The organism is Viridibacillus sp. NPDC096237, from assembly GCF_050278625.1.
Lineage (GTDB): Bacteria > Bacillota > Bacilli > Bacillales_A > Planococcaceae > Viridibacillus.
In genome coordinates this window covers 138,960-165,351 of sequence record NZ_JBNNTI010000001.1, presented here as the reverse complement: position 1 = coordinate 165,351, position 26,392 = coordinate 138,960, and the positions used below count along the sequence as shown (strand labels likewise).

At 33.7% G+C, this 26,392-nt stretch carries 26 protein-coding genes and 1 pseudogene; 19 read left to right on the top strand and 8 right to left on the bottom strand.

All coding sequences use genetic code 11. From position 1 onward, the window contains the following. Window positions 1-416: 416 nt before the first annotated feature. Entirely contained in the window at window positions 417-944 is a 528-nt protein-coding gene (locus ACQKMD_RS00815; protein WP_427748616.1) for a DUF4871 domain-containing protein, read from the bottom strand. Between the two features lie 385 nt (window positions 945-1,329). Here ACQKMD_RS00815 and ACQKMD_RS00810 point away from each other — a divergent pair, with 385 nt between their 5' ends. From ACQKMD_RS00810 to ACQKMD_RS00800, 3 genes are all read left to right on the top strand, one after another. After that, entirely contained in the window at window positions 1,330-2,169 is an 840-nt protein-coding gene (locus ACQKMD_RS00810; protein WP_427748615.1) for a YitT family protein, read from the top strand. Between the two features lie 611 nt (window positions 2,170-2,780). Beyond that, window positions 2,781-3,743 carry a rhodanese-related sulfurtransferase gene (locus ACQKMD_RS00805; RefSeq protein ID WP_427748613.1) on the top strand — a complete coding sequence of 321 codons (963 nt, stop codon included), beginning with the start codon at window positions 2,781-2,783 and terminating at the stop codon, window positions 3,741-3,743. Between the two features lie 212 nt (window positions 3,744-3,955). Beyond that, window positions 3,956-4,147, top strand: a complete 192-nt coding sequence (locus ACQKMD_RS00800) for a hypothetical protein (RefSeq protein WP_427748611.1) — start codon at window positions 3,956-3,958, stop codon at window positions 4,145-4,147. 66 nt (window positions 4,148-4,213) lie between these two features. On the opposite strand, the gene ACQKMD_RS00795 is transcribed toward ACQKMD_RS00800, so the two are convergent. Beyond that, entirely contained in the window at window positions 4,214-5,119 is a 906-nt protein-coding gene (locus tag ACQKMD_RS00795; RefSeq protein WP_427748609.1) for a LysR family transcriptional regulator, read from the bottom strand. A gap of 295 nt (window positions 5,120-5,414) precedes the next feature. Here ACQKMD_RS00795 and ACQKMD_RS00790 point away from each other — a divergent pair, with 295 nt between their 5' ends. Further along, entirely contained in the window at window positions 5,415-6,167 is a 753-nt protein-coding gene (locus tag ACQKMD_RS00790) for an alpha/beta hydrolase (RefSeq protein ID WP_427748608.1), read from the top strand. Between the two features lie 29 nt (window positions 6,168-6,196). On the opposite strand, the gene ACQKMD_RS00785 is transcribed toward ACQKMD_RS00790, so the two are convergent. Continuing rightward, window positions 6,197-6,796, bottom strand: a complete 600-nt coding sequence (locus ACQKMD_RS00785) for a metallophosphoesterase family protein (protein WP_427748606.1) — start codon at window positions 6,794-6,796, stop codon at window positions 6,197-6,199. Window positions 6,797-7,122: 326 nt separating this feature from the next. Between ACQKMD_RS00785 and ACQKMD_RS00780 the strand changes: the two genes are divergently transcribed. The 3 genes from ACQKMD_RS00780 to ACQKMD_RS00770 all read left to right on the top strand — a co-directional run bounded on the left by ACQKMD_RS00780 (window position 7,123) and on the right by ACQKMD_RS00770 (window position 11,207). Further along, window positions 7,123-8,286: an NlpC/P60 family protein gene (locus ACQKMD_RS00780; protein ID WP_427748604.1), complete on the top strand. Its 1,164-nt coding sequence runs from the start codon at window positions 7,123-7,125 to the stop codon at window positions 8,284-8,286. Between the two features lie 180 nt (window positions 8,287-8,466). After that, window positions 8,467-9,636: an MFS transporter gene (locus ACQKMD_RS00775; protein WP_427748602.1), complete on the top strand. Its 1,170-nt coding sequence runs from the start codon at window positions 8,467-8,469 to the stop codon at window positions 9,634-9,636. Between the two features lie 1,124 nt (window positions 9,637-10,760). After that, on the top strand, window positions 10,761-11,207 hold the full coding sequence (locus tag ACQKMD_RS00770; protein ID WP_427748601.1) for a CoxG family protein: 447 nt from the start codon (window positions 10,761-10,763) through the stop codon (window positions 11,205-11,207). Window positions 11,208-11,263: 56 nt separating this feature from the next. Here the strand turns inward: ACQKMD_RS00770 and ACQKMD_RS00765 are convergent. Further along, window positions 11,264-11,818, bottom strand: a pseudogene (locus ACQKMD_RS00765) (class I SAM-dependent methyltransferase); the annotation flags it as partial. A gap of 964 nt (window positions 11,819-12,782) precedes the next feature. Here ACQKMD_RS00765 and ACQKMD_RS00760 point away from each other — a divergent pair. Then, the gene (locus ACQKMD_RS00760; RefSeq protein ID WP_427748599.1) at window positions 12,783-13,967 is read left to right on the top strand and encodes a M20 metallopeptidase family protein; all 1,185 of its coding nucleotides are present in this window, start codon (window positions 12,783-12,785) and stop codon (window positions 13,965-13,967) included. 269 nt (window positions 13,968-14,236) lie between these two features. On the opposite strand, the gene ACQKMD_RS00755 is transcribed toward ACQKMD_RS00760, so the two are convergent. The 3 genes from ACQKMD_RS00755 to ACQKMD_RS00745 all read right to left on the bottom strand — a co-directional run bounded on the left by ACQKMD_RS00755 (window position 14,237) and on the right by ACQKMD_RS00745 (window position 16,069). Continuing rightward, entirely contained in the window at window positions 14,237-14,629 is a 393-nt protein-coding gene (locus ACQKMD_RS00755; RefSeq protein WP_427748597.1) for an ATP-binding domain-containing protein, read from the bottom strand. A gap of 332 nt (window positions 14,630-14,961) precedes the next feature. Further along, window positions 14,962-15,177: a DUF3006 domain-containing protein gene (locus tag ACQKMD_RS00750; RefSeq protein ID WP_427748596.1), complete on the bottom strand. Its 216-nt coding sequence runs from the start codon at window positions 15,175-15,177 to the stop codon at window positions 14,962-14,964. A 118-nt stretch (window positions 15,178-15,295) separates the two neighbouring features. Then, a complete protein-coding gene (locus ACQKMD_RS00745) occupies window positions 15,296-16,069 on the bottom strand; it encodes a GNAT family N-acetyltransferase (RefSeq protein WP_427748594.1) in 774 nt (257 codons plus the stop codon). Between the two features lie 285 nt (window positions 16,070-16,354). Between ACQKMD_RS00745 and ACQKMD_RS00740 the strand changes: the two genes are divergently transcribed. From ACQKMD_RS00740 to ACQKMD_RS00705, 8 genes are all read left to right on the top strand, one after another. Beyond that, the gene (locus ACQKMD_RS00740; RefSeq protein ID WP_427748593.1) at window positions 16,355-16,516 is read left to right on the top strand and encodes a hypothetical protein; all 162 of its coding nucleotides are present in this window, start codon (window positions 16,355-16,357) and stop codon (window positions 16,514-16,516) included. A gap of 13 nt (window positions 16,517-16,529) precedes the next feature. Further along, window positions 16,530-17,558: an NAD(P)H-dependent flavin oxidoreductase gene (locus tag ACQKMD_RS00735; RefSeq protein WP_427748591.1), complete on the top strand. Its 1,029-nt coding sequence runs from the start codon at window positions 16,530-16,532 to the stop codon at window positions 17,556-17,558. A gap of 394 nt (window positions 17,559-17,952) precedes the next feature. Further along, the gene (locus ACQKMD_RS00730; RefSeq protein WP_427748590.1) at window positions 17,953-18,342 is read left to right on the top strand and encodes a MerR family transcriptional regulator; all 390 of its coding nucleotides are present in this window, start codon (window positions 17,953-17,955) and stop codon (window positions 18,340-18,342) included. Further along, the gene (locus ACQKMD_RS00725) at window positions 18,335-19,840 is read left to right on the top strand and encodes a class I adenylate-forming enzyme family protein (protein WP_427748588.1); all 1,506 of its coding nucleotides are present in this window, start codon (window positions 18,335-18,337) and stop codon (window positions 19,838-19,840) included. The genes ACQKMD_RS00730 and ACQKMD_RS00725 overlap by 8 nt, the downstream gene beginning before the upstream one ends. After that, window positions 19,837-21,516, top strand: a complete 1,680-nt coding sequence (locus ACQKMD_RS00720; RefSeq protein WP_427748586.1) for an acyl-CoA dehydrogenase family protein — start codon at window positions 19,837-19,839, stop codon at window positions 21,514-21,516. The genes ACQKMD_RS00725 and ACQKMD_RS00720 overlap by 4 nt, the downstream gene beginning before the upstream one ends. Window positions 21,517-21,781: 265 nt before the next feature. Beyond that, window positions 21,782-22,597: a class I SAM-dependent methyltransferase gene (locus tag ACQKMD_RS00715; protein ID WP_427748584.1), complete on the top strand. Its 816-nt coding sequence runs from the start codon at window positions 21,782-21,784 to the stop codon at window positions 22,595-22,597. Between the two features lie 20 nt (window positions 22,598-22,617). After that, window positions 22,618-22,896, top strand: coding sequence for a hypothetical protein (locus ACQKMD_RS00710; RefSeq protein ID WP_427748582.1), 279 nt, complete (start codon window positions 22,618-22,620; stop codon window positions 22,894-22,896). A gap of 174 nt (window positions 22,897-23,070) precedes the next feature. Further along, entirely contained in the window at window positions 23,071-23,286 is a 216-nt protein-coding gene (locus ACQKMD_RS00705; RefSeq protein WP_427749287.1) for a cupin domain-containing protein, read from the top strand. Window positions 23,287-23,691: 405 nt separating this feature from the next. On the opposite strand, the gene ACQKMD_RS00700 is transcribed toward ACQKMD_RS00705, so the two are convergent. Further along, the gene (locus ACQKMD_RS00700) at window positions 23,692-24,231 is read right to left on the bottom strand and encodes a helix-turn-helix domain-containing protein (protein WP_427748580.1); all 540 of its coding nucleotides are present in this window, start codon (window positions 24,229-24,231) and stop codon (window positions 23,692-23,694) included. Between the two features lie 216 nt (window positions 24,232-24,447). Here ACQKMD_RS00700 and ACQKMD_RS00695 point away from each other — a divergent pair, with 216 nt between their 5' ends. From ACQKMD_RS00695 to ACQKMD_RS00685, 3 genes are read left to right on the top strand one after another with little or no spacing between them, the layout of a single operon-like run. After that, a complete protein-coding gene (locus ACQKMD_RS00695; RefSeq protein WP_427748578.1) occupies window positions 24,448-24,687 on the top strand; it encodes a PLD nuclease N-terminal domain-containing protein in 240 nt (79 codons plus the stop codon). Then, window positions 24,684-25,592 carry an ATP-binding cassette domain-containing protein gene (locus ACQKMD_RS00690; protein WP_427748576.1) on the top strand — a complete coding sequence of 303 codons (909 nt, stop codon included), beginning with the start codon at window positions 24,684-24,686 and terminating at the stop codon, window positions 25,590-25,592. The genes ACQKMD_RS00695 and ACQKMD_RS00690 overlap by 4 nt, the downstream gene beginning before the upstream one ends. After that, window positions 25,589-26,377 carry an ABC transporter permease gene (locus tag ACQKMD_RS00685; protein ID WP_427748574.1) on the top strand — a complete coding sequence of 263 codons (789 nt, stop codon included), beginning with the start codon at window positions 25,589-25,591 and terminating at the stop codon, window positions 26,375-26,377. Before ACQKMD_RS00690 ends, ACQKMD_RS00685 begins: the two co-directional genes overlap by 4 nt. The last annotated feature ends 15 nt before the right edge of the window (window positions 26,378-26,392 follow it).

Sequence of the window (26,392 nt, the reverse complement as noted above, 5' to 3'; positions counted from 1 at the left end):
AGATATTTTACGCTCTCGTTAGTTGTTTACAAACGTTCTTCTATTGTAAATTTAGAGGTAGCTGAATATTATAAAGAGTTTTTTATATTATAGTTATAATTTTATGAAAATAAGGTATAATATGATCCAAACAACTATTAAAAAGAAGGAGAATAAAAGTAATTGGTTCTGCTACAGTTACCAACAATAAAGACAGAATAGAATAGCTATTTGCTTGTGGAATTCCTCCTTTCTTGAAAGCACGCTGTAAGCAAAAATAAAAGCCTTGAGATATTAGTCTCAAAGCTTAGTGTAAAAGAGCAAGTATTTATAATAATTAAGTAGCTCGGGAATGATGTAGAGAACTTGAATTAATATGTTTAAATACTGGGTTCCATTTGATAATCAACTAAAGGTTTTCTTTAGAATTGAGTACTTTATTCAACTTTTACAATAATATCACCGAATAATTTATCACCGATATATACGTCTAACTTCCATAATCCTGATGTTGGAAACTCCAGGTCAGATGGTATGTGTGTATCAGCTCCATTATTAGGACTTATACCAATTTTTGAATACTCCCAAACTTTTTCGTTTTTATCCGTTCCTGAAGTATTAATTAATACTTTGTGTTCTTCGCCATTTCCATTGATTCCAATAACCTTAAACTTTCCATTAAATTCTTCATTCCCCCCCAAAAAATGCCACATAAACTTCTGGGGTTCACCCTTAACAAATGGAGAAACTTTAACATCTCCCACTTTTCCAGAACCAACTAAAATACCCAATTTTCCTTGCTCACCAATGAAAGCATATTCGCCTTTAGTTCCATCATTAAAAGTAGTCGGGATTGCGAAAGTTGGACTAACTTCCCACTTTTTCTCGGTAACTATTTTTTTTTCTTCTGAACAACCCGTTAATATTACTATTAACAATAAGCATCCAAAAATAATTTTTTTCATATTAACCTCCTTTTGTCATCTATTAATTATCATGATATTCATTAAATTCTAAATATAACATATTATTCCTATTAATATTTACTTAACATGAAAGGGACTTATAACGAAGTAACTGATTTTGTCCGTTCATATGATCCAGAAACAGATGATCGGGTAGTTGCTAAGATGTCTAGTATAAGATTCGGAATTAGCGAGAATGAAGCTGGTATAGATTTAGAATAAAGTTTGGTAATTTAAAACAAAGTCCGAAAAATAAAAAATTTTGATAATTTAAAATAAAGTTTGATTAAAATAAATAACAGACTACTGTTCGATTTAAATGTTCCACGGTATAATGGTGAGAGTTTGTGCCTGAGTAAATATTTTATAAGTAGTGAGGTAGTATATGAAAAAAAGAACCACAGACATTATTTTTATCATTATTGGTGCATTTATTTTTGCGTTAGGTGTTAATTTATTTGTTATTCCGAACGAGCTTGGTGAAGGAGGAGTAACTGGTATCACGATTATTACCTACTATTTATTTGAGTGGTCACCAGGTTTAGTCAACTTAATTCTGAATGCATTTTTGTTAATAATCGGTTATAAATTTTTGAATAAAGTAACAACGATTTATACGATTATAGCTGTAGTTTCTAACTCGCTTTTTCTTCATCTGACAGAAAGTTGGAATATTGCTTCTAATGAATTGATGGTAAATGCCATTTTTGGAGGAATATTTGTAGGGTGCGGGATTGGCCTAATTATTCGAGTAGGCGGAACAACAGCAGGTACTACCATCTTAGCGAGGATAACACATAAGTATTTAGGATGGAGCATTAGCTATGGTCTATTGTTTTTTGATTTAATAGTTGCTTTTTCATCTTATTTTATCATTGGTGCGGAAAAGCTGATGGTGACAATCATTATGCTATATGTAGGAACGAAAGTAATGGAATTTGTAATCGAAGGCTTGAATTCGAAAAAGGCCATTACGATTATTTCTGATAAACCGAATGACATTGCCAAACAGGTGACTACATCAATGGACAGAGGGGTAACCGTATACTCAGGTCATGGTTATTTCACAAAAACCCCAAAGGAAATTCTTTATATTGTTATTAGTAAACAAGAAGTAATAAAGTTGAAACGGATTGTTCAATCTACTGATCCGAATGCTTTCATCGCTATACACGATGTTCGTGATGTGTTCGGAGAAGGATTTATTGATATTTCTAAAGCTTAGTAAGCCCCTTATTCATGGCTTCTTATTTAGATAATTCTCTTGTGAAAAAGTTGGCTCCTGGATGGAGATTACCTGAAGGTTTAACTAAAGAGTTATATTATACCAAATGTTAAAATGTGTAATAATTGTTTAATCCATTAAAGGGCGCGATATTGTTTAACAACAAAGGCAGAAAATAATCAATCTTTTTTATAAACATCAATCTTAATACTACAATATAAGAATCCATTTTGATCGATCTTTTTTCAAAATGGCTTCTTTTTATTTATCGTAAAATGCTGGCTTGTTGGGGATTATTAATTAGTCTTTATTCCAAAGCTACAGAAATGTAATTGTAATATGTTATAAACGTCTTGTTTTAACAGTTACTGTGCTTCTTCTAATTACTGTTATCGTATTATGTTAAATGCCTGCCAACGTATTGTTTTATGACGTGAAATTTTTTATTTCATGTTTCCCAGAAAGTTCCCCAATCTTTCCCCAAACATAAAAGTGAACAATGATGTATAATGATGTAGGTACTTTTGTGAAAAGTGCTTTAAACCAAGAACTGCAAGAATAATGATATACATTAAAACCCTATAACTATATCTTGCAAATATACACGATAGGTGGAAACAACATTGAATTACCGCGTTTTACTTTATTATTTTTACACAACAATTGAAAACCCAGAGGCGTTTGCTACAGAGCATTTAGCATTTTGTAAATCAATTGAATTAAAAGGGCGTATTTTAGTCGCTTCAGAAGGTATAAATGGAACTGTCTCAGGAACTGTTGAACAAACAGATGCTTATATGGCTCAAATGAAAGCAGATCCTCGCTTTGATGGCATCGTTTTCAAAATTGATGAATCAGAGCAACATGCTTTTAAGAAAATGCATGTACGTCCAAAACCTGAGCTAGTAAACTTAAGCCTAGAAGACGATGTTAACCCACAAGAAATTACTGGTAATTACTTAGAGCCAGCTGAATTCTTAGAAAAGATGCAAGAAGATAATACAGTTATCGTGGATGCACGAAACACGTACGAATTTGATGTAGGTCACTTCAAAGGTGCAATTCGCCCAGATATCGAAACGTTCCGTGATTTACCAGACTGGATTCGCGACAACAAAGAGTTACTAGAAGGCAAGCAAATTTTAACTTACTGTACTGGTGGTATCCGCTGCGAAAAATTCTCTGGCTGGTTAAAACGTGAAGGTTTTGAAGACGTTAGCCAACTACATGGTGGTATCGTTACTTACGGTAAAGACCCTGTTGCTAAAGGTCAACTATGGGATGGTCAATGTTATGTTTTCGATGAGCGTCTAACTGTTCCTGTGAACCAAGTTGAGCATGTTATCGTAGGTCGTGATCATTTTGATGACGAACCTTGTGAACGTTATATTAATTGTTCAAATCCTGAATGCAATAAGCAAATTATCGCTTCAAAAGAAAATGAAGATAAGCATTTAGGTGGCTGTACTCATGAATGTCGTGTACACCCTCGCAACCGCTATATTGCTCGTAATGGTTTAACAGAGGTAGAAGTTAAAGAACGATTAGCACAAATCGGCGAAGTATTCGCTTAATCATATCTATATAAGGCTGCCAAATGTCGGGTTCTCCCTTACACTTGCAGCCTTTTTCTCTGTTGATAATGCTGAGATAACAGCAAGGAATGTATTATGCCAACATTAAAAGGAACAATTAATATTCAAAAAATGAGAGGACCCAATATTCTTTATATAGATAACAATGTCTTGCAAAACACTTCGCTGATTTTAATGGTGAAGAAGTTCAAATGACCATGCATGTGCAGGAGCAAGAAATAAAACAATATAGAGGAGTAGCTGAAATCTTTTTTTTTGAAGGAAAAGATGGTTATGGCGGAAACAAATTTTCTAACGATTTCTATATTGGAAATCAGGCTGTTTTAGAAATACTGGAAGAACAAGAGAATCAAGTGGTCGAATTAATCGTTGAATTAACATAATAAAAGAGACTATAGCAGTGAATCTATATTTAATAACTTTTACACCAAAGAAAGCAGCAAGAGAGCTTATTTACGCTCTTTTGCTGCTTTTTTTCGTTCCTCAAAGAAATTCAGTATAAAATTTTGGAATTGTTTTGCGGTAGGGGATAAATAGCGGCCATCAGCCCAAGCCATGCCAATAATTCGCTCACATTTCACATCACTGATACTAATTTTAGCTATTTTTCTCGGATTAATCTCCTCACCATCGGGTAACAAGGAAAAACCAAGTCCATTGGCTACAAATCCTGCCACAGTTCCTACTTCATCACCTACGAATGTGATTTTAGGTGTAATTCCGACCTTCTCGAAAATTTCATCAACCGTAATACGAAGTGCGTACCCTTTTTTTAATAAAATGAATGATTCATCAGCTAGTTCTTTAAGTGTAATGCTCTTTTTCATCGCTAGTGGATGATAAATCGGCACGATTAGATACAACTCATCTCGCCATAGCTCAGTCCATTGAATAGGTTTATCGACTTCCATCTCTGCTAGTAAACACAAATCAAGCTCACCAGATTTTAATTGCTTTAATTGTGTATGTGTATGATTTTGAATTAGTTGAAAATGGATATCAGGGAATTCTTTACGAAATAGTCGGATTAAATCTGGTACTACGTTTGTGCCTAAAGTATGTAAGAAGCCGAGAGAAACTTCACCCTGATTTGGATCGACGAGCTCTTGAATTTCGTGTAAGCCATCTTGATATTCCTGCATAATATTATTTACTCGTTTTAAAAACATAGCTCCGTAACGATTTAAAACAATAGAGCGTCCCTGTCTTTCAAATAAAGGCACGCCTAACTCTTCTTCAAGTCGTGCGATAGAGCGACTAAGTGCAGGTTGTGAGATAGATAAAAGCTCAGCTGCTCGAGTCATATGTTGAATAAGAGCAAGCTTTTGGAAATATTCGAGTTGTTGCCATTCCATTTAGAAACCACCTCTTTTATAGTGAAACAATTGATACCTTTTATGCATGATAATGATAAGAATTATAAATTATACATTATTAATCGTCAATGTTAATATGAGATAGACATAAAATAGACACAACATAAAGATAGAATTTTTTTAAGGAATATGGCTTTTAAAAAAAATCGACTTTTATTATTAAATGCAAACATATCTCACATTATAGAAAGTCATGGAGAAGATATGTTTTACTATAAACGGAATGGCTAAGACCAAAATTAATTATTTGTCTATTAAGAAGGAGACAGTCAATATGAAATTAGTTGCCCCTAAATCTTTTACTCTTGAAGGAGGAAATAAAGCAGTATTATTACTTCATGGCTTTACAGGAAGTACAAAGGATGTAAAGAGATTAGGAACATATTTGCAAAAGCAAGGATATACTGTTCATGCACCAATGTATAAAGGACATGGTGGAACACCAGAAGAATTACTTGAAACAGGTCCAGAAGACTGGTGGAATGATGTTGTTGCGGGATATAATTATTTAAAAGACTCAGGTTACGAAGATATTGCTGTAGTCGGTATTTCACTTGGTGCTGTTTTCTCATTACGTGTAGGTGAAGAGTTCCCAGTAAAAGGAGTTGTATCAATGTGTGCGCCGATTAAACGTGACAGTACTGATGGGCTTTTTGATCGTCTTTATGACTATGCTAAAATCTACAAATCTTTTGAAGGAAAAACAAGAGATGAAATTATTGCTGAACTTGAAACACTGAAGGCAACACCGAAGGGCTCATTAAATGATATACAAAAAATAACAGAAGAAACTTGTGAGGATTTACACGAAATCAAAGCACCAATATTAGTAATGCAAGGTTCATTAGATGCGCCAATTTATCAGCAAAGTGCACCGTTTATCTATAATAGCATAGATGTACATGACAAAAACATAATTTGGTACAAAGAGTCAGGCCATATTATTACAACTGGTAAAGAACGAGACAAAGTATGTGAAGATGTAAGATATTTCCTTGATCATATTGACTGGTCAATCGCTAACTAATAATTTCTGACATAAGTTAAGCACTCGAGTTACTTTATACTAACTCGAGTGCTTTTTTGTGCTTTCATAAATGTAATCGTCCGTTCGGTTGAATCATATAAACACCATTCTCTGGAACCTATTACTGCCCCAACATTAACTCCGTATTTTTTTTCTTTCAATTGTATAGGTTTACCATAAGTGAAAGGTTTTCTCTTTCCTTTTTTGTAAAAAGCCGCATCGTGGCTATGACCAAAAAAGAGGACGGATTGTTGAGCTTCTGTTAACAGGGGTTTCCAATCTACTGACCACTTAAATTGATGTCCATGTATAATGTGTGCCCCGTCAATTTGTAGTATCTCTGGGAGCTCTTGAAAAGTGTGTAGACCTGTTACTTGCATAATCCGTTCTTCTTGATTCCCCCGAACAGAAGGAAATTGTAACAAATTGCTGAAGAGCTCTGAATGCTCCGCCGCCTCTTCAAATGCAAGACCACTAATGTTCTTAGCCTTTTTTTTACCGATTTTACATTCAAACAAATCACCTAAACCAATGATTGTGGCATCTTGAGCCGTTTCATTAATATGCTTTAAAACAGCATTAGTATCTTCAAAACACGAGTGTAAATCTCCAATCAATGCATACTTCATTTAGGTAACCATCCTCTCAAAAATATAGTAGAAATAATAGCATAGATTAAATTACCAGTAAAATAACGACTATTAATTAAAAACAGTATAGCTACTTGTCGATAAATGTAATCATTTTAAAAAGTATTTTTTAAATATATATGTAATCCATCGATATTAGTGAAGTGACAAAATTATCTAATTGTTACAGAAATATGACACGAATTACGCTTTCATTAAGCTTGAAATATAACATGCCCATTTTTTACAAGCCATGGTAGAATAGACAAGGTAGATATTCGAATTAAGAAATAATGATAATAGAAATGAGTTGACTGAGTTTGAAGATGACTACGAAATGGGGCCGCACAGCGGTTATGGCATTAGCGCTAACAAGTGGCTTTATGTACACCACACAACCTCTACAAGCAGATGCAGCAACATCACAAGAAATGACACACAAAAAAGTAAAGATAGATAAGAAAATCAAAAAGCTAGATAATGAGATTAAAGGTTTAAAAAAGGAATTACAAAAAAAGATGAAAGACTACAAAGTAACACAAAAAGAATTACAAAAAGTTAATGCATCTATTGTGGAAACTGAAAAGCGAATCGAAAATCGTTCTGAAATTATCGATGATCGACTTAAAGCCTATCAAAAGAATGATAGCACAGTTAGCCCATACATAGAGGCAGTGCTTGGTTCTGACAGTATCACAGACTTAGTCAGTAGAGCGATGAGTGTTAAAACAATTATTGATGCGGATCAAAGCTTGTTAGAAGAACAAGAAGAAGATAAACAAAATTTAGCTGATCAAAAAGATGATTTAGAAGAAACACAAGCAAAATTGCAAAAACAATTCCAACAAATGCAAGAGGAAGAAAGTGCACTGGAAACAAAAAAAGCTGAAAATAAAGTGAAATCTTTAGAGCTAAAAAAACAAATTGCCTCTAAAAAAGAAGAAGAACGTATTGCAAAAGCATTGAAAGAAAAAGAAAAAGAAGCGCAAAAATTAAAGGACCTACAAAATACAAGATTTGTTAGCAATGAAAATAATATTGGTGATGGAAATAATGCTGGAAACGGAGATAATGGCGGTAGTCCAGATGACGGGAATCAATCTAAACCAAATGTCTCAGGTTCTCAAGCAGCTACAGAAGCCATTGCAGAAGCTAGTAAATATTTAGGCACATCATATGTATGGGGTGGTAGTAATCCAGGTTCCGGATTCGATTGTTCTGGTTTAACACAATGGGCATTCAAGCAAGCTGGGTATTCACTTCCAAGAACAGCTGCACAGCAATATTTAGCAACCCAAAAAATTGATCGTAGCAGTGCAAAAGCCGGTGATTTAGTATTCTTCAGTTATGGCTCAGGCGTAGCACACGTTGGAATATACTTAGGGAATAATAGAATGCTAGATGCACAAAATAATGGTGTCGTTGTTGAATCATTAGATTGGTGGAACCAATATTTAGTAGGATTTGGTCGTGTCTCTGGTGTAAACTAAACAAGCCTAAAAGCTCTTTGTTAAAAAAGAGCTTTTTTTTATGAGAAAATAATAATAAAAGTAAAAAATGCCCAACTCTACATAAAAGTGTAGTAGGATGAAGAGTATAAAAATTTATAGGAGAAGCATTTGATATGTTTGGAAAACAGTGAGCAAATGATGCTGAATAGGTGAACAGATATGGAGAGTAGTAAGAAAAAAGCACTATATTTAGTGTTAACAAATTTATTAGTTGTGTTTTTAGGAATAGGTCTTGTTATTCCTGTTTTACCGACTTTAATGAGAGAAATGCATTTAAGTGGAGCAACAATGGGCTACTTAATAGCTGCATTTTCTTTTGTCCAATTATTAGTATCACCAATTGCTGGTAGATGGGTCGATCAATTTGGTCGAAAAAAAATGATCGTCATTGGAATGTTTATATTTGGATGTTCTGAATTATTGTTTGGATTCGGTCATGATGTAAAAGTTCTATATGCTTCACGCATGTTAGGTGGAATAAGTGCGGCATTTATTATGCCTGCTGTTACGGCATATGTTGCGGATATTACGACATTAAAACAACGTCCAAAAGCAATGGGTTATGTGGCAGCAGCCATTAATACAGGTTTCATAATTGGTCCTGGAATAGGCGGTTTTTTAGCCGAACTTAACACAAGATTACCGTTCTTTTTTGCGGCTGGATTAGGATTTTCGGGAGCAATTTTCTCCTTATTCTTTTTAAAGGAAACTGCACCTAATTTGGATGAGAACAGTGAAGCGCCAGAGCCAACAACAAAGCCAGGATTTAGAAAAGTTCTGGAACCAGTGTACCTTATTCCAATGCTAATCATATTAGTATCTTCATTTGGACTAGCAACATATGAAACAGTATATGGACTGTATTTAGACCATCAATTTGGATTTACAGCAAAAGATATTGCACTACTTATTACAATTAGTGGTATATTGGGAACAGTTGCTCAAGTTTTTGCTTTCGACCGTTTAACGAGTTGGCTTGGAGAAATACGTTTGATAAGAATATGTCTAGCAGTAGCAGCTGTATTTATGGTTGCTATGATACAAGTGTCAGCTTATGTATTAGTATTATCAGTTACTTTAGTCATCTTCTTAACGTTTGATTTAATTAGACCTGCACTGACGACATATTTATCGAAAATAGCCGGCAATGAGCAAGGATTTGTAAGTGGCTTAAATTCTACATTTACAAGTGTCGGAAACATTATCGGACCAGCTATAGCAGGTATTCTATTTGATATCAATGTCCAATACCCTTATGGTTTTGCTATGGTTGTACTCGTTATTAGCTATGGTATGGCATTCTTTTGGAAAAAACCACAACAAGCATAAAAGAGGTCCTATACTAGTAATTAGTATGGGACCTTTTCCTTACTCCCTCTATCTTTAAATGGGTTCGAACATTTAGGGGTAAAAAAAGATAGAATCTTCATAATGTCTTATTCATGGAGGGGATTATTTGGCCTTGAATTTGAATTTATACTGCACTGTACCTTTAAAAATAGCGGCTAGCTCTTCACCTTTATTTGAGAGTATTTGATGGAAGTTTCTCCGTGTGATGGGATATATAAGATAGAACTCGATAACTGTCCTTGCATATCCGCAGAAGGTAGTTCATAACTTAAATCATGAATAACTAACTTTATATGGTTTAGAAATTTTACGATTAATTTAAACCTTATTTATATCTTCCAGTAAAAAATAGTAAGTGGGCACCCTAGTGTCTTTGTTAATACCTTTTCCCTTTCGAAGTTGTTCTACTTTTTTATTATCTATTTGCTCCATTTAAAAGACCACCTAATTGATAACGTTGTAATTAATTTCAATTGGTTAAGGATAATTAAATTAAATTAAATTATTCTTTATTTTCTAAGGAGTTGAAAGTGATGGGGTTTATTGGACATTTTTATTGCTAACGCTTTTTGTTATTATGAGACCGGGTGTTGATACGGCGTTAATTACAAAAAAGGACACTTATACAAGGTCATAAAGTTGGTTTTCAAATGGCAATGGGGCTTGTTAGGCACTTGAAAAAAGAGCTTGACGGAAAAATTGTTAGGGTTTTTGGTTTATTTATAAAATAAACGGGTATACGTCTAGGGAAGAATAGCATTTTTTCAGCGAAATGTTTATTGAGTTTAAAGCCAAATAATATATATGTAAATAATATTTTCATTCAAGCTAAATTGTATTGGACAATAATTAGCTACTACAATCAAAGTTATCATTATTAAACTTGACTAACATTAGTTTCCGTGAGCATTAAGACCTAATGGATGGAGGTGTAATAGTTAATGAACTTATAAATATGCTATTTTAGCTATAAAATTGTTTTACTTATTAATCAAAAATAAGGATAAAAAGTACTTTAGATATGTATTTATTTGTCGATTATTTGATAAATTTTCGCTATACTAGTAATTGTAAATATTCAATAGAGAAAGTAGTGAACGATTATGGCAACAGCATCACATGCAGTAGAAATTCCATTACCAGCAACTGAAGTTTGGAACTTTGTTAGCAAGATGGAAAAATGGGCGACACTTGTACCTGGATATAGAGAACATGAAATTATTAATGATCGTCAATCTACTTGGACATTTGCTGGCAATGTAGGTGTCTTGAAAAAAACTGTAAAAGTACAAATAGATATTATTGATTGGGTAGAACCATCTAAAATTACATTTAACCTTATTGGTTTAACAGATAAATTTACTGGAAATGGCTATTTTGAAGCAACATCATTAGAGGCTGAAAAAACAGAAATGGTCGGTTTCTTAGAAGTAAATGCTGGAGGTTTAGTAGCGCCAGTTTTAAATCCAGTATTCAAAGCGGTATTACCAAAAGCAACAACTATGCTAACTGAACGTGTAGCAAATAAAATTAGATTAGTTCAAGTTTAATAGAGAATTACTTCGAAAAGCCTTTCCAGTTGGAGAGGCTTTTTAAGTTTTTAGTTTCAACCCTTTTTCTGAAAGATAGCAGTAAGTAATCCGTCTACACCAAAAACGGGCTCGTTTGATTCGACTACTCTCATATTACGCACTTCAATACAATCGAAGTCATGAAAGATACGCCTTAATTTTTCTTCAGTAAATCCTAATCCTCCCTGTAAACTTTGTATTCGATATACTTCCCAATCAGAAATACTAGAGCCGCCTAAAGGTCCATCTTCAATAAAACAGTTAATAACAAAGTATCCTTTTGGCTTAAGGGATCTTCTTATTAAATCAATGTAATCCATTCTTCTATGTGGAGCAATATGATGAAAACAACCTGAATCATAAACTAAATCGTAATTAGAATTCTCTATCTGTAAATAAAAAATATTTTGATTAATAAAATTAATGGAAATATCTTTTTCTATCGCTCTGTCCCTAGCCCATTTTAGTGATTCTACAGATAAGTCTACTGCATCTACACTATAACCTTTTTCAGTTAGGTAAATTGCATTTCTACCGGGTCCGCATCCCAACTCTAATGCCTTCCCAGAGGTTAATAATTTTCGATCAAATCAAAATTGTTAATGTCCTCCATATTGTCTCTCCTTTAATGATGGATCTTACTAATTTAGTTTATCAATAACTAGGTATATTATGGTTACAAATACATTAATTACACATTAAATATAAGGGGAATTAATAGTAGAAAGTATTTCGAATAGCTATTTAAAAAGGTATAGCATCTCATACATGTTGCTCAATTAGGAAATATATACAATGGTACTAAGGGGGGATAAAACATTAAGGATAGGAATATAAATGGTTTCTAGAGAGTGTGTTCTAAATTAACGATAGGGTTATTTTTACAATTATTACATTAATATTTCAGTGGTAGCTCTTTTATGCGAGTTAGTAGCTAGTTTTGTATTTTTCATTAGTGTTTATTATAAGAAAAGACAATTTATTTCTATTTTGAGTAATGAAAATATATTTTTTATTCTTTTAAAGAAATCTCTGAAAACAATAAGTAATTTTCATAGTTCACACTATATCAATATAACCAATCATTCGCTATAATTTAAATGTTCAGAAAAATACGGTTCGATAACGAAAAGGATGAAAGAAAAACCAAAAAAAGAAGATTAAGATGGAGTAGAGAAAGCGAGCAATAAATTACCGTTCCAGGACGCTCTTTGTCATGCTGCGTTTTTTATCTTAGGTTTAGCATGGGTACTGGCGAAGTTCACATACTGGACGCGCAATGATGAACTATTAATTCCTAATAGTATCAGGTTTAGGAACATTTGTTGCAGCTATTTATGTTATCATTCTATTAATTGCTGATGTACCATCTAATGGTATATTACGTGAGCATGAAACAGGTGGACTCTTGATTTTGCTGAGAAAATGTTCAAATCTGTAGCATCTCAAATAATTGCTTATTTTGGACGGATTTTATTGTTTAAGTATTTTAGTTCTTATTAGGATTGCCACTGAGACCTGGTAATTCAATTTACTTTAAGTGAGGGAATTTACATGGAAAAATTATATGACTTATTGAAAGAATATTATAGTGAAATGATAGAAATAAGACGTTTCCTACATGAAAATCCAGAATTATCTTTCGAAGAAGTAAATACACCTAAATATATTGCCGAATACCATCGTAACCTTGGGCATGAAGTGACTGAAGGTGTAGGTGGCCGAGGTGTAGTCGCAAAATTACATAGTGGAAAACAAGGTAAAACAATCGCACTTCGAGCTGATTTTGATGCTTTAGCAATTCAAGAATTAAATGATGTACCATACAAATCTAAAGTAGATGGCGTCATGCACGCATGTGGGCATGATGGGCATACTGCAACCCTTTTAGTATTAGCAAAAGTATTAAATAAGCTTCAAGATGAGTTCGAAGGAACAATCGTATTCATCCATCAGCATGCTGAAGAACTTGCTCCTGGTGGGGCTATTGCAATGATAGAAGATGGTTGTTTAGAAGGAGTAGACGCAATATTTGGTACACATTTATGGGCTACTGAACCATTAGGTAATATTTTGATAAAAGAAGGTCCTCTAATGGCAGCGGCTGATGGTATATATATTACGGTAAAAGGAAAGGGCGGACATGGTTCTGATCCAAGTAATACAAAAGATTCTATCGTTATTGCTGCTCAATTTATCACAAATCTACAGCAACTAGTAGCTCGTCGTGTTAATGCGATTAAACCTGCTGTAGTATCAATTGGACATATTGAAGCACTAAATCCTTTTAATGTAATAGCAGATTCTGTATACATGAAAGGAACAGTACGTACATTTGATGAGGAAACACGCGATTTATTAGAACAAGAAATTGAAGACGTTCTAAAAGCATCATGTTATTTAACAAAAGCTGATTATGAATATAATTTTGTGCGTGGGTATCCTGCTGTTGTTAATCATACAAAAGAAACGGAATTTATTATGGACTTAGCACCTCAAGTTCCAGGAGTTGATGAACTTCATGTTTGTGAGCCTATAATGGGTGGTGAAGACTTTGCCTATTATCTAAATCATGTCCCAGGTACTTTCTTCTTTACAGGTGCAAAAAATCCAAATTCGGAAGAAGTTTACCCTCATCATCATCCTAGATTTAATATTGATGAACGTTCAATGTTAATAGCTGCAAATACTTTAGGAACTGCAACATTAAAATATTTGCTTGAAAACAAGAACTACTAATCCAATAGTTAGCAATAAAAATCCACGAGAAATATAATCTCGTGGATTTTTTTATGTAATTGTTCCAAATTTATTTTACTCGGAAGAATAGATTTTAATAGTAATAAACGTAGGTCAAATATTTTTTTATCATAGTTAGCTTAGTTAAAATTGGTTTTACGTGAATATTAAATATTTTTACAATGCACAGCGATTTTTACTGTGCATACTTCTTAAATTTTATATAAACAAGCATCTACTAATGTGTAGAAAGATGATCATATTGGATTTTATTTATTATCACTTATCCAAAGTGTAGAATTAACATTTTGAAGTGATGTTGCTAGTTTGTCTGTATATAAGATGAACAACTTTCTAGTGGCACGTGACGAAATTGTGTAGAGCAAATACGCATCTAGTTCTGATGGATATTTTCGCTCATCAGCATCAGCAAGTACTACCGTAGTAAATTCAAAGCCCTTTGCACTATAGCCAGGCATTTCCACGACTTGACGACAATAGACTAATTCCTCTGTGATTTCATTTGAAGTTGGTTTTAATGGAAATTTTCCTTTTATCATTTCATCGAATTGATAGACGGCGTAAAGCGCCATATAAGGGCTGGAGTGAATGTTTCTTGTTTGGAAACCATGGACAGCACCACCTTGAATTAGTTCTTTCAATAAAGGGTTAGGTGGAATCGGAAAGAATGAAAAACTCAGAAAAACGATAAAACTAGTTGATTGGAGTGCAGGAGGCGACTCCTTGGGGAACTACCGAACTTCTTGAGACCCTGCAGGAGCGATAGAGACGTGGAGGCTTAAGGTTCGTCCCCAGGAAAGCGTCCGCCGGAACGGAAATTAACGGCATCGAAGAAAAAGCCTTGGCGGAAACGATTAATCGTTTCCGTCAGGGCATTATACGAATGGACGTTTTTTCCTTGCTTAATTTATCGAGAATTTAAAATTATAAAACAATGAATATTGTGTGTTTTTAGATAGTATATAAGTTTAGATTAATCCTTAAATAACTCATCCATTAAATCAACTATTTCATGTTCTAATTGTTTTTTGCCTTCTGAATCAATTGTAATTTTTCCACTTTCAAATAGTAATACATCTCCTGCTTGTACACCTTTAGGTAATTGAGTAAGAGGAAAATCTTCTATACCATTTTCAAATTCAACAACTGCAACTTCCCTTTCAAACCGATCAATGATTCCTTTTCGCATGCAGAGTCACTCCTTTATAGTGGAAAAACAAAATAACCAGAACAACAGGTTTATTAAACAAATACTTCTCATACTCTAGCCAATTTTCTCTTCGCCTAAACAAAAATAACCTTTTGAATTATTTCTTATATTCAATAAAGTAAGTATCATAAGATTCTTTAAAAATGTATCCGAGCTTTTGAGCTAATTTAACAGACTCCATATTAGCTCCATCCCAACTAGGATATATTCCTCTATCAAGGCAATCTAATATCAAAGCAGAAGCGGCTATTGTTGCTAAGCCTTTTCTTGTATGATTAGGGTGTGTAGCAACTTCAATCTCAATTCCGTCATCATAAATACTATATGATGTGGCCCCACACACAGCTTTCCCATCATTTAAAATTGCATAACCTACTCCTCTATCTATAAAGTCATCTATAGTATTAAACTGACTTATAAAGTCTTCGGAAAGTTCATGAAGAGATGGTTCAATCGCTATAGCCTCATCTATTTTTTTTAGTTCATAACCTTCGGGTAGTGTAGATAATAAGTTCTGTATATGGCTCTTGTCCAGATGTTCAGGCGACTTTTCAAATCTATATCGTTGAAATTTTTCTATAGATTCATTATGTATTTTTTCAATTAGTATTTTCCATTCATCGGTATTAACAATTGCAAGTGTATAATCGGGTAGATTATATAGTAGTTCTTCAGCTTCCTTTGTATTAGGGTTTCCTGCATAAAATACAAAAATCCCAACCGTTATTTGTGCCACTTTAGGATTTTCAAGATCATCTACCCAAGCAGTGCCCATATGTCCTTGTAAACATGAAAGGATAATAGTACTATCCATATTTTCAAAAAGTGGTATTAGCTTTTTTCTTACATTGATATCTGCTTCATAAATCATTCAATTCCTACTTTCTCTACAAAATGTTATAAATAACTATATTTATCAATGTTATCATTATTTTTCCACTTTGTATAACTACTTAATTTTTTTCCATGATGATTACAAGTTCATTTTAGAATAATTTAAAAATATATCATATTGCATTTCCAACCTAAATTGTAGAAAAAATGAATAATAAAATACAAATTAAACAGAGAATTGTAAAGGATTTATAAATGATAAAATATTGGCATATAGCTATAATAAATGTGATAGATAGCCGTACAGAAGGAATGTGATAGTATGAATCGCAAAACAGTTGGGGCCATTATTTTAATAATTGGTATACTAATTATGTCTGGTAAATTTTTCCTCCGTAATTTTGGGTATCATGAAGTGTTATCTTGGGGTGGACTAGCGCTGACTATATTAGGCGCGGTATTATTAAGTGAGAAGAAAACATAAAGGGGTGTTGGTAATGGGAGCTTTATTTGCTCAAAATACGTTAGGGGTAGCTACACCAATTGTACAAGCACCGATGGCTGGAGTGACGACGCCTGAATTTGTAGCAGCAAGTGCCAATGCAGGCATTTTAGGTTCTATTGGGGCTGGGTATTTAACTGCAGAAGCGACTAGAAATTGTATTCGAGAAGTAAAATCGTTGACGGACAAATCATTTTCTGTCAATTTATTTGTTCCAGAAAAAGTAGATGCATCAGATGAACAAATTGCACAAGCGCACGAGGCATTAAAGCCATTTCTACAAGAGCTTAACTTATTAGAAGAGCCAGTAAAATTATCTACCAGTGAATTTGCAGAGCAAGTAAAAGTTGTCGTTGATGAAGGTGTGAAAATTTGTTCTTTTACTTTCGGAATACCAGATCAGGAAATAATTTCATATTTACATAAACATAATGTTTATTGCATTGGCACTGCAACGACTGTTGACGAAGCAATTGCAGTTGAACAAGCAGGATTAGATGCAGTTGTTTTACAAGGAGGAGAGGCGGGAGGGCACCGTGGAACGTTTTTAGAGCCATTCGTTTTAATCCCTACAATTGAGCTATTAAAAACAACTACTGGAAAAATAAAATTACCCATTATTACTGCTGGGGGTATTATGTCAAAACAGCAAATGGATGAAATGCTTGATGCAGGAGCAGATGCTGTTCAGATTGGTACAGCATTACTAGTAGCTGAGGAAAGCGGGGCTCATCCTCTACATAAAGAAGCCATTTTACAATCAGAAAAAGACGTTACAGCTTTGACAGCTGCTTTTTCAGGAAAAGCAGCAAGAGGGATCTTAAATGATTTTATGACTTATATGAAAGATCAACCTATTGCACCTTATCCAGTACAAAATGATTTAACAAAGGAAATACGTAAAGAAGCAGGTCAACAAGGAAAAGCAGAATATCTTTCAATGTGGGCTGGGAAAAATGTATTTTTAGTAAAGGCAGGTACAGTAGAGGAAATTGTACAGCGTTTTCTAATTGAGGACCACTAATTTAGATAATTTATTGGGTGTACTACATGTGTTTGTAGTGCGCTTTTTATTTAATGATTTTATTATGAGTGCAACAACATTTGTGCACGGCAATAGCCAATGATTTCGAAAGTGTTAGCAATTAACAACGCTGATTGTACATTTATTAATGTTAGTAAACATTTAGGTGATGATATTTAAGGCAAGCAATATGATTATTACTAGACTCTTATACTAAACAAAAAACAATCGTGAAATATCACATGGTGAGTTTCTACAAACAGCTAAATAGTAAATTAACTTCAGTGAAATAAAAAAATATTTTTCATAGAAAACTAGAGCAGTTAATGGTTGAACTTTACGTTAACGTCAATGATATACTGCTTCTAAGTTCTTGTCAGGATGGTGAAGCAATTTGAGAACAATTACAGAAATTGCAAAAGAATTTGATGTAACGACAAGGACCATTCGTTATTATGAGGAACTCGGATTGTTATCTCCACAAAGGACAGATACCAATAAGCGAATGTATACAAATTCGGATTATGCAAAGTTAAAACTAATTTTCAGAGGTAAGAAGTATGGGTTTTCACTCGACGAAATCAAAGAAATGGTATTACTATTTGACAAGGATCGAACAGGTATTAAACAACTTGAAAGAACCGTTGCATATGGAAAGCAAAAGATAGCTGAAATTGATGAGAAAATGCGGGAGTTGCAGGGAATACGAGATGAATTGGAAACTTTGCACCTTGATTTTACTGAAAAATTAATTAATTCAAAGGGAGATAGACGTATTGAATAGTTCACAATTATTAGAGCGTAATGCAAGGAAGTATCCACTTGGGGATGCTGTTGTGAGTCAAGGCAATCGTGTCAATTTCAAAGAGTTAAATCAATTAGTCAATCAATTCGCTAATGCTTTACACGAGAAGCAAATTAAACAAGGTGATAAAGTTGTCTTATTTATGCCGAATGTAATGGAATTTGTAATTAGCTATTTTGCAGTACAGCGTCTAGGAGCCGTAATAGTACCAATCAATGCAAAGTTCTCTACAAAAGAAGTGGAATATATTCTTAATCACTCAGATGCGACCGCTTTCATTGCTCATGAACACCTATTTCCAGTAGTCGAAAAGCTACAAAATCCGGGTTTACTTATTAAAACAGGCGATGAAGTGGATGATTGGTTAAGCTTCGAGAAATTAGTAGCAAGTAGTAAAGATCACGAAAAAATTTGTACTTTAAAAGAAGATGATGAATCAACTATTCTCTATACTTCTGGTACAACAGGTAGCCCAAAAGGTGTTCTATTTAGTTATCGAAATATCTTAACAGTTGCCCAAATGATTTGTGTAGAAATGGAAATGAAGCTAGAGAGTCGTTTATTACTTATGATGCCATTAAGTCACTCTGCGCCACTACATTTATTTTTGATGGCCGGAATGATAGTTGGAGCAACGGCAGTATTAACGCCAACTTTCACACCAGATCTTTTCATCGATACAGTTATCGAAGAGAAGACGACACATTTCTTCGGAGCACCGGTTGCTTATCTATTAACAGCACAAAATCCCAAATTAAAAGATGCAGACCTTTCTTCGATAAAATGGTGGGTATATGGTGGTGCGCCAGTATCTAAAAAAGAAGTAGAGTTCATACAGCAAGCTTTTCAAACAGATCATTTGGTATGTGTTTACGGTTTAACGGAAGCAGGGCCAAGTGGTTCGATTTTAATGGCACATGAACATGAAAACAAGGCAGGGAGCATCGGACACCGTGCACCACTCCATACTGAATTGAGAATTGTTAAAGATACAGGTGAGAACGTAGCTGTAGGAGAAGTAGGTGAAATTATTCTATTAGGTGAAGGTAATATGCTAGGTTACTATAAAAATGAAGAGGAAACGAAAGCTGCCTTTATAGGTGACTGGTTGAAAACTGGTGACTTAGCAAAATTTGATGAGGACGGATACATTTGGGTTGTTGATAGAAAGAAAGATTTAATTATTTCAGGTGGGGTTAATATTTATCCGAAAGAGATTGAAGAACAAATATTGCAATATGGTGGCATTCAGGAAGTTGCTGTAGTGGGAGTTCCTCACCCAGAATGGGGAGAAACGGTCAAAGCTGTATTCGCCTCATTTGAACAAGTCGATGTAGAAAAGTTGACGTATTATTTAACGGAGCATTTAGCTAAATTTAAAGTGCCAAGACTATTTGAACAAGTCGATGCACTTCCGAGAAATGCATCAGGAAAAATATTAAAACAGTCTTTAAGAAATGTAGGTGTAGTTCAATGAAAGTATTACAAGATGTGACAGAGAAAACAACGCGAAATTTCTTTCAGGATAATAACACTTTGCAGCTAATATTAGAAGATACATTAAACAAGGACTTTTTAGATTATGCTACCCGAGAATTAACTGTATTTGGTGAATTATGTGCCAATGACATCGACTTACGTGCAAAACATACTGATCGTGAAGGCGAACCGAAATTGAAAAGGTATGACAAATATGGTGAAGAAGTTTCGGAAGTATGGGTTAATGACGGCTATAAAAAAACGGTACAAGAAACGTATGATACTGGGATTGTCGGCTATGTTCATAAGGAGATTCCAGCGCTTGGAGTCAAAGGGAATTACACTTATAGCTTTGCACAAGGCTATTTATTATCCCATGCTGAGCCTGGATTTTATTGTCCAGTCACATTAACCATGGCTACAGCCTATCTATTAGATCATTATGCTGATGATACATTAAAAGAACGATTTTTAACACCCGTTTGTTCTACCGGTGAGGGTCCATTATTTGAAGGTGCTACGTTTTTAACGGAAAGACAAGGGGGTTCTGACGTTGGTGCCAATGTTGTAAAAGCAGTAAAAGAAGTAAAAGAAGGTAACAACTACAGACTCTTTGGTGAAAAATATTTTGCATCAAACGCAGGTATGTGTGGAGTTGCTATGGTTCTAGCACGAATAGAGGGGGCACCGGTTGGTTCAAAAGGATTAACATTATTTGCAGTACCTTGGCGTAAGGACAACGGTGAAGTCAATCACCTACGTGTGCGCCGTTTGAAAGATAAACTAGGTGTCAGGGCAGTACCATCAGGTGAAGTTGAATTTGACGGAGCTGAAGCTTTTGTTGTTGGAGATCCTACTAAAGGATTCTATTATATGATGGAAGCTTTAAATCTATCAAGGATTTGTAACGCGGTCGCTTCTATAGGTATTATGCGTAGAGCGCTACTTGAGGCAAAGGACTACGCAACTCGTAGAAATGCATTTGGCAAGCGATTATCGGATTTTCCAATGGTACGTGATACTTTAGGAAAGCTTGCAGCAACGCTTCATGTAGAAGTAGCAACAGTTTTTGGTTTGATTGGGTTGTATGAAAAAGTAACGGCAGGTGAAGCTACGGAACAAGAAGTGATATTGAATCGCTTGTATATCGCTATTATGAAAAAGGAAACAGCTGAACAAGCAATTCATTTCGCACATGAAGCGATTGAAATGCACGGTGGAAATGGTTATATTGAGGATTTTGTCACACCAAGGTTATTACGTGATGCACAAGTTCTTACGGTTTGGGAAGGGACTGCAAATATTCTAGGGTTGGAGTTAATTCGTCTAGTTAATAAATATTCAGCACATATCGTATTCACTAATGTTATGCAAATGCGCTTACAGCAAATTGCAGACAATGAGCTAAAACAAATTGTCGTAATTCAGCTAAAATTATTAACAAAAGAACTTACAAAATTCGCGAATTTAGATGTTGATCTACAAAGTTTTGAGGCGAAAAAATTAGCTAAGAAAATGGCACACTTATATGAAAGCGTCGTAGCGGTTGAATGGGCAGCAAAACATGGTGGAAGATACAAGAAACTTGCTGAAGTGTATTTAGATGAAGTGTGGGCTTTAAGAGATATAGGAGACTTAATGAAAACAGTACAATATTTTGAGGAAATTGTATAAAGGGAAACTGCGGGAAATATTCTCGCAGTTTTTTGTTGGTGTTATTAGTAACGTCAACAAGTAATTGGAAATACCTCTGAAGACCGCAAAAGCTTCTCGAATAGAAAATTATCAACTGAATTCTATTAATGACAATGTAATAATATTTAAAATATGGGATAATTAGAGAGCTGAAATGCCGATAGGAAACAATTGGAATAGGGATAGAATGATTGATCAAGCAAATAGATGAAAAGAAATTTTAGGTAAAAGGAGAACATAAATCATGACAATACAACAACATAATACTGAGGAATATGATGATCCAACCTTATATGATAAAGAAAATAATCTTTATACAGAAGATATTCCTTTCTTACAAAAATATGCGTCAAAAGCTAAAGGGACAATTCTTGATATCGCATGTGGAACTGGTAGAGCAACGATTCCACTAGCAAAAAGTGGTCATAAGATAGTAGGGGTAGACTCACATAAAGGTATGCTAAATGAAGCAACAAAGAAAGCCAATAAACTAGATTTACCAATCGATTGGATTCAGCAAGATTGTACGAAGTTAGATTTAAATTTTAAAACCGATTTTGTATTCTCTGTAGGAAATTCTTTTCAACATTTTCTAAAAAATGAAGATCAAGATAGGTTATTATCCTCAGTTAATAGACACTTACTTCAAGGTGGTATTTTCATTTTTGATACGAGGTTTCCAAGTGTTGAAGAATTATTACAGCCTGAAACAGAAGAATTCTGGCATACATATATTGATAGTGAAACGCAATATAAAGTAGATGTGTCGACAATTGCAAAATATGATGCTCTCAATCAATTGCAATATTATACAACAATTCGAAAATATAAAGATGAAACAAATCATATAGTAAATGAAGTGCGTACTAATGTTACATTAAGATATGTTTACCCAAAGGAGATGGAACGATTGCTTGCTAATCATGGGTTTGAAGTACTTCAAATATATCAAGACTGGCAAGAAAACCCAATTACAAATAATAGCTATAGTATGAATTATGTGTGTAAAAAGGTCAGTGAATCTTACAATGACGATTCTATCTTATCAATTGTAAAATAACTTTACAGAGGAGAGAATATGTGTCCGTTATCCCTTATTATCATTATTTAGCTTTTTTGGTTGTTTTCATTTCAAGCTTTATCGGTATTTTCAAGCATAAAAGTATCTTATTTTCGTCTATCGTAACGATTATTTTATTAGTAATTCCTAATGTTTTGCCGATTTTCGAACTTTCTGAAAAAAAAGCGGCTATAATATATGCTATTTTTTATGCTATTAATGCAGCGGTACTTTCACTAGTATTATTACAATTGAAAAGAGGCTTTTTGGGTAGTCATGAAAAGAATTTTGAATTATGAAGTTCAATGGGAAACAATAGGTAGCTTCAACAATTAGGGGTGTGAGTAAATGCAACTATTTAAAACGACTAAAAGGCAGATAAATATGTTTGATTCAGATTTTCAACTATCGCATATTTGCCAATCTTCTACAGCAGCAAATATTAGTTTAATGACTTTGGGGAAAAAGGTGTAATTGGTAGTCATCAAACAGTGACAAATCAATTGCTTATAGTTTTAAGTGGGACAGGTAATGTTGTTGGTGATGAAGATGAAAAAAATGTAGGCCCTGGTGATGTCGTATTTTGGGACAAGGGTGAATGGCATGAAACTTCTAGTGAACATGGTATGCAGGTAATGGTCGTAGAAAGTGAAGAATTAAGACCATCTCATTTGCTGACATTAAAATAAGATTTATGTTTTCCTTAAGCTCATTAAGAATTTGAACCGTTGACTAATATAGAAAAGTATCAATAAAGGAACAGCTCTTACTAGAAAATCCAGCTAAAGAAGCTTAAAAAAAATTAAGGTTTTATCTATGGAGCTTTTTAGGAATAATACAAAGCGTAAATTTATAATGATTGAAGATTGGAACAAAAGATATTGGGCATGCCGGATTAATTAACTTTTAAAGAGAAGGACTAACTGAAATCAGTTAGTCCTTCTTTGGTACTCATTTTTAATCTTAAGAAGAATTTATTGTAAATTTCGTTAAAATAATTTTGAGCAGAAAAAAGCTAAATTGGATAGGGTTCCATATTGATTGAGTCAAATTTACTTCTGTTTATTAATGTAGAGTTGTAACTTAATTTATAGCTAAGATTTAGGAATAATTGTTACTGCTATTGTACGTGTATGGGTATTCTGGCTGTCAGTTTTTTCATTGTAATACTTGAGCATTAAACTATTTAATTCTTGCTGGAAATTATTAAAATGTTCATCATCAATTTTTAATTCTAACAGTGAAAAGGTCGCCTTATCTTCTTTAGATCCATCTTGTTCTAATCCAGTTAGGTAACTCTCATATTGAGTCATTAAAGATAATTGATAATAAGATAAATAACTAACCTTTTCATCTTTGGATAATTTTTGCCATTCTTCTGAGTCAAGTCGAGCGGCTTCCTCGTTAAGTGTATAGTATTTCTCAAATACAGATCTAACTTTCTTTTCTCGAATAATTTGGATAATACCAGCATCCAAAAGCACTTGAATATGTCTATATAGAGTGGCTTGTGGCACATCTTCTATAATTTTTACCATTTCAAGGGGAGTAAGGCCAGTTTCTTTATTTCTCATAAGTGCTTGAGATATTTTCATACGAACAGGGTGAATTAAAACTTCAGCTTTATTTATCATTATTTCTCCTTTAAAAAATTGTTTTCATTATCCATAATGATAACATTATCGATAGGAATTAATAAATTACAAATACAAGAGTAAAAGTATTTTAAGTCACAATGATGTGTTCAATTAAAATAATTTGAAAATAAGTCTATACAAATGCAACGCAATTATATTATCATTATCAATAATGATAATAAATAAATTGAATTGTAGATAGGGGATAGTTAAATGCAATTACATTATGGCTTGGATGAATTAAAGGATATCGATTGGATGACAGTATTACCAATCATATTACCTTTCATGGCAGTAGGATTTATTCTTATTTTGATTGCTCTAATGGATTTATATCGAAATCGTAAGACGAGGGAAAATGTATTTATATGGACAATCGTTATTTTATTTTGCAATACAATTGGACCGATTTTATATTTTGTAATAGGAAGAAGGGACGGTAAGTCATCTTGAAACTAGAAATTAAAAATATAACAAAAAAATTCAAAGAAAAGATTGCTGTTAATCAATTTTCAATGGTATTAGAAACGGGGCAGTGTGTAGGTTTAATAGGACCTAATGGAGCCGGGAAATCGACTCTAATTAAAATAATTGCTGATATACTTCATACAGATGAAGGTGAAGTACTTTTAGATGGTAAAAACATTTCGAAAATGAAGCGTGAAATTGGGTATTTACCTCAATATCCAAATTTTTATGAATGGATGACAGCGAAAGAAACACTCTTTTTTATGGGGCAGCTGTCGGAGATTTCAAAAAAAGTATTGATAAAGGAGGTCCCCAAAATATTAGCTAAAGTAGGGCTTTCAGGTGAAGAAAATACCAAAGTTCGCACTTTTTCTGGAGGGATGAAGCAAAGACTTGGTATTGCTCAGGCATTGTTACATAAACCAGCTTTTATCGTTATGGATGAACCAGTCTCAGCCTTAGATCCAGTTGGTAGAAGAGAAGTACTAAATTTAATTCAGGAAATAAAGAAAGAAACGACTATATTATTATCCACTCATATATTAAATGATGCAGAGGAAATATGTGAAAGGTTCGTCATCATTAAAAATGGAAATAAGATTGAAGATACAACGATGACTGATTTGATAAGTCGTAATAGTAAACCTGTTGTATGTTTAGAAATTTCACAAACAGATAAATTTTGGTTAGAAACTGTTAAAATGCTTCCCTATGTAAAAAGTGCAAAAATGACCGGTCCTAAAGTGAAAGTTACATTAGATGATGTTATTGAAAATAAAAATAAACTTATCCAGAATGCCATAGAAAATAAGGTTGATATCATTCGTTTTGAAATTGATGATCACGAAACACTTGAAGAAATATTTTTGAAATTGGTGGTGGGGGCATGAATTCATTGGGTGTACTAATGAAAAAAGAATATAGTTTAGTTTTGAGTGATTTTAAAGTGATTTGGTTGCCACTAGTATTTATTTTTTTAGGAGCTACGCAACCAGTCATGACATATTACTTACCAGTTATTTTAGAAGTTCTTGGAGGGACACAAGGAATATCAATCGATCCATCTATGATTGAACAGACGGGAGGGCAAGTACTTGCAGCCACATTAGGCGCCCAGTTTGACCAACTTGGGATAATGATTATAGTCATTGCTATGATGGGATTAATTCAGTCTGATAAATCTAGTGGAATGTTAGCTTTTATTTTAACAAGACCAGTTTCTGTTAGTTCCTATATTAGTGGGAAACTAATCTCTAATTTTTTACTAGTTTCAGTAAGTATTTTACTTGGTTATTTTGTTTCTGTGTTATACATTCATTTTCTATTTACCAATATAGAGTTATCAAAAATGATAATAGCACTATTTTGTTATTTGGTGTGGATTCTCTTTTGCGTATCGTTTACTACAATGTTAAGTGCAGTATTAAATAGCCAAGCGTTTATTGCAATAGTAGGTATTATTACGTTGCTAATTTGCAGGATGTTAGTTGGGCTTCATCCAATGTTAGATGCTGTGAACCCAGCTGGTATGAGCCAACATGCGATGGATTTACTTATAACTGGCTCCATAGGTGCAAATTTATCTATAAATGTTTTAGCAACAATTCTTTTAGTGATGATAACAGTAATGGTTACATATTATTGGATCCAGCAAAAAAAATACAATCCGAATTAGAGTTAACGACTTAGA

What these genes read in the sequence shown, in the direction of transcription:
- ACQKMD_RS00700 (WP_427748580.1), bottom strand. Translation starts at nt 24,231, where the DNA reads ATGATAAATAAAGCTGAAGTTTTAATTCACCCTGTTCGTATGAAAATA.
- ACQKMD_RS00785 (WP_427748606.1), bottom strand. Translation starts at nt 6,796, where the DNA reads ATGAAGTATGCATTGATTGGAGATTTACACTCGTGTTTTGAAGATACT.
- ACQKMD_RS00780 (WP_427748604.1), top strand. Translation starts at nt 7,123, where the DNA reads ATGACTACGAAATGGGGCCGCACAGCGGTTATGGCATTAGCGCTAACA.
- ACQKMD_RS00745 (WP_427748594.1), bottom strand. Translation starts at nt 16,069, where the DNA reads ATGATTTATGAAGCAGATATCAATGTAAGAAAAAAGCTAATACCACTT.
- ACQKMD_RS00810 (WP_427748615.1), top strand. Translation starts at nt 1,330, where the DNA reads ATGAAAAAAAGAACCACAGACATTATTTTTATCATTATTGGTGCATTT.
- ACQKMD_RS00775 (WP_427748602.1), top strand. Translation starts at nt 8,467, where the DNA reads ATGGAGAGTAGTAAGAAAAAAGCACTATATTTAGTGTTAACAAATTTA.
- ACQKMD_RS00770 (WP_427748601.1), top strand. Translation starts at nt 10,761, where the DNA reads ATGGCAACAGCATCACATGCAGTAGAAATTCCATTACCAGCAACTGAA.
- ACQKMD_RS00735 (WP_427748591.1), top strand. Translation starts at nt 16,530, where the DNA reads ATGGGAGCTTTATTTGCTCAAAATACGTTAGGGGTAGCTACACCAATT.
- ACQKMD_RS00715 (WP_427748584.1), top strand. Translation starts at nt 21,782, where the DNA reads ATGACAATACAACAACATAATACTGAGGAATATGATGATCCAACCTTA.
- ACQKMD_RS00695 (WP_427748578.1), top strand. Translation starts at nt 24,448, where the DNA reads ATGCAATTACATTATGGCTTGGATGAATTAAAGGATATCGATTGGATG.
- ACQKMD_RS00750 (WP_427748596.1), bottom strand. Translation starts at nt 15,177, where the DNA reads ATGCGAAAAGGAATCATTGATCGGTTTGAAAGGGAAGTTGCAGTTGTT.
- ACQKMD_RS00815 (WP_427748616.1), bottom strand. Translation starts at nt 944, where the DNA reads ATGAAAAAAATTATTTTTGGATGCTTATTGTTAATAGTAATATTAACG.
- ACQKMD_RS00790 (WP_427748608.1), top strand. Translation starts at nt 5,415, where the DNA reads ATGAAATTAGTTGCCCCTAAATCTTTTACTCTTGAAGGAGGAAATAAA.
- ACQKMD_RS00800 (WP_427748611.1), top strand. Translation starts at nt 3,956, where the DNA reads ATGACCATGCATGTGCAGGAGCAAGAAATAAAACAATATAGAGGAGTA.
- ACQKMD_RS00740 (WP_427748593.1), top strand. Translation starts at nt 16,355, where the DNA reads ATGAATCGCAAAACAGTTGGGGCCATTATTTTAATAATTGGTATACTA.
- ACQKMD_RS00795 (WP_427748609.1), bottom strand. Translation starts at nt 5,119, where the DNA reads ATGGAATGGCAACAACTCGAATATTTCCAAAAGCTTGCTCTTATTCAA.
- ACQKMD_RS00720 (WP_427748586.1), top strand. Translation starts at nt 19,837, where the DNA reads ATGAAAGTATTACAAGATGTGACAGAGAAAACAACGCGAAATTTCTTT.
- ACQKMD_RS00760 (WP_427748599.1), top strand. Translation starts at nt 12,783, where the DNA reads ATGGAAAAATTATATGACTTATTGAAAGAATATTATAGTGAAATGATA.
- ACQKMD_RS00685 (WP_427748574.1), top strand. Translation starts at nt 25,589, where the DNA reads ATGAATTCATTGGGTGTACTAATGAAAAAAGAATATAGTTTAGTTTTG.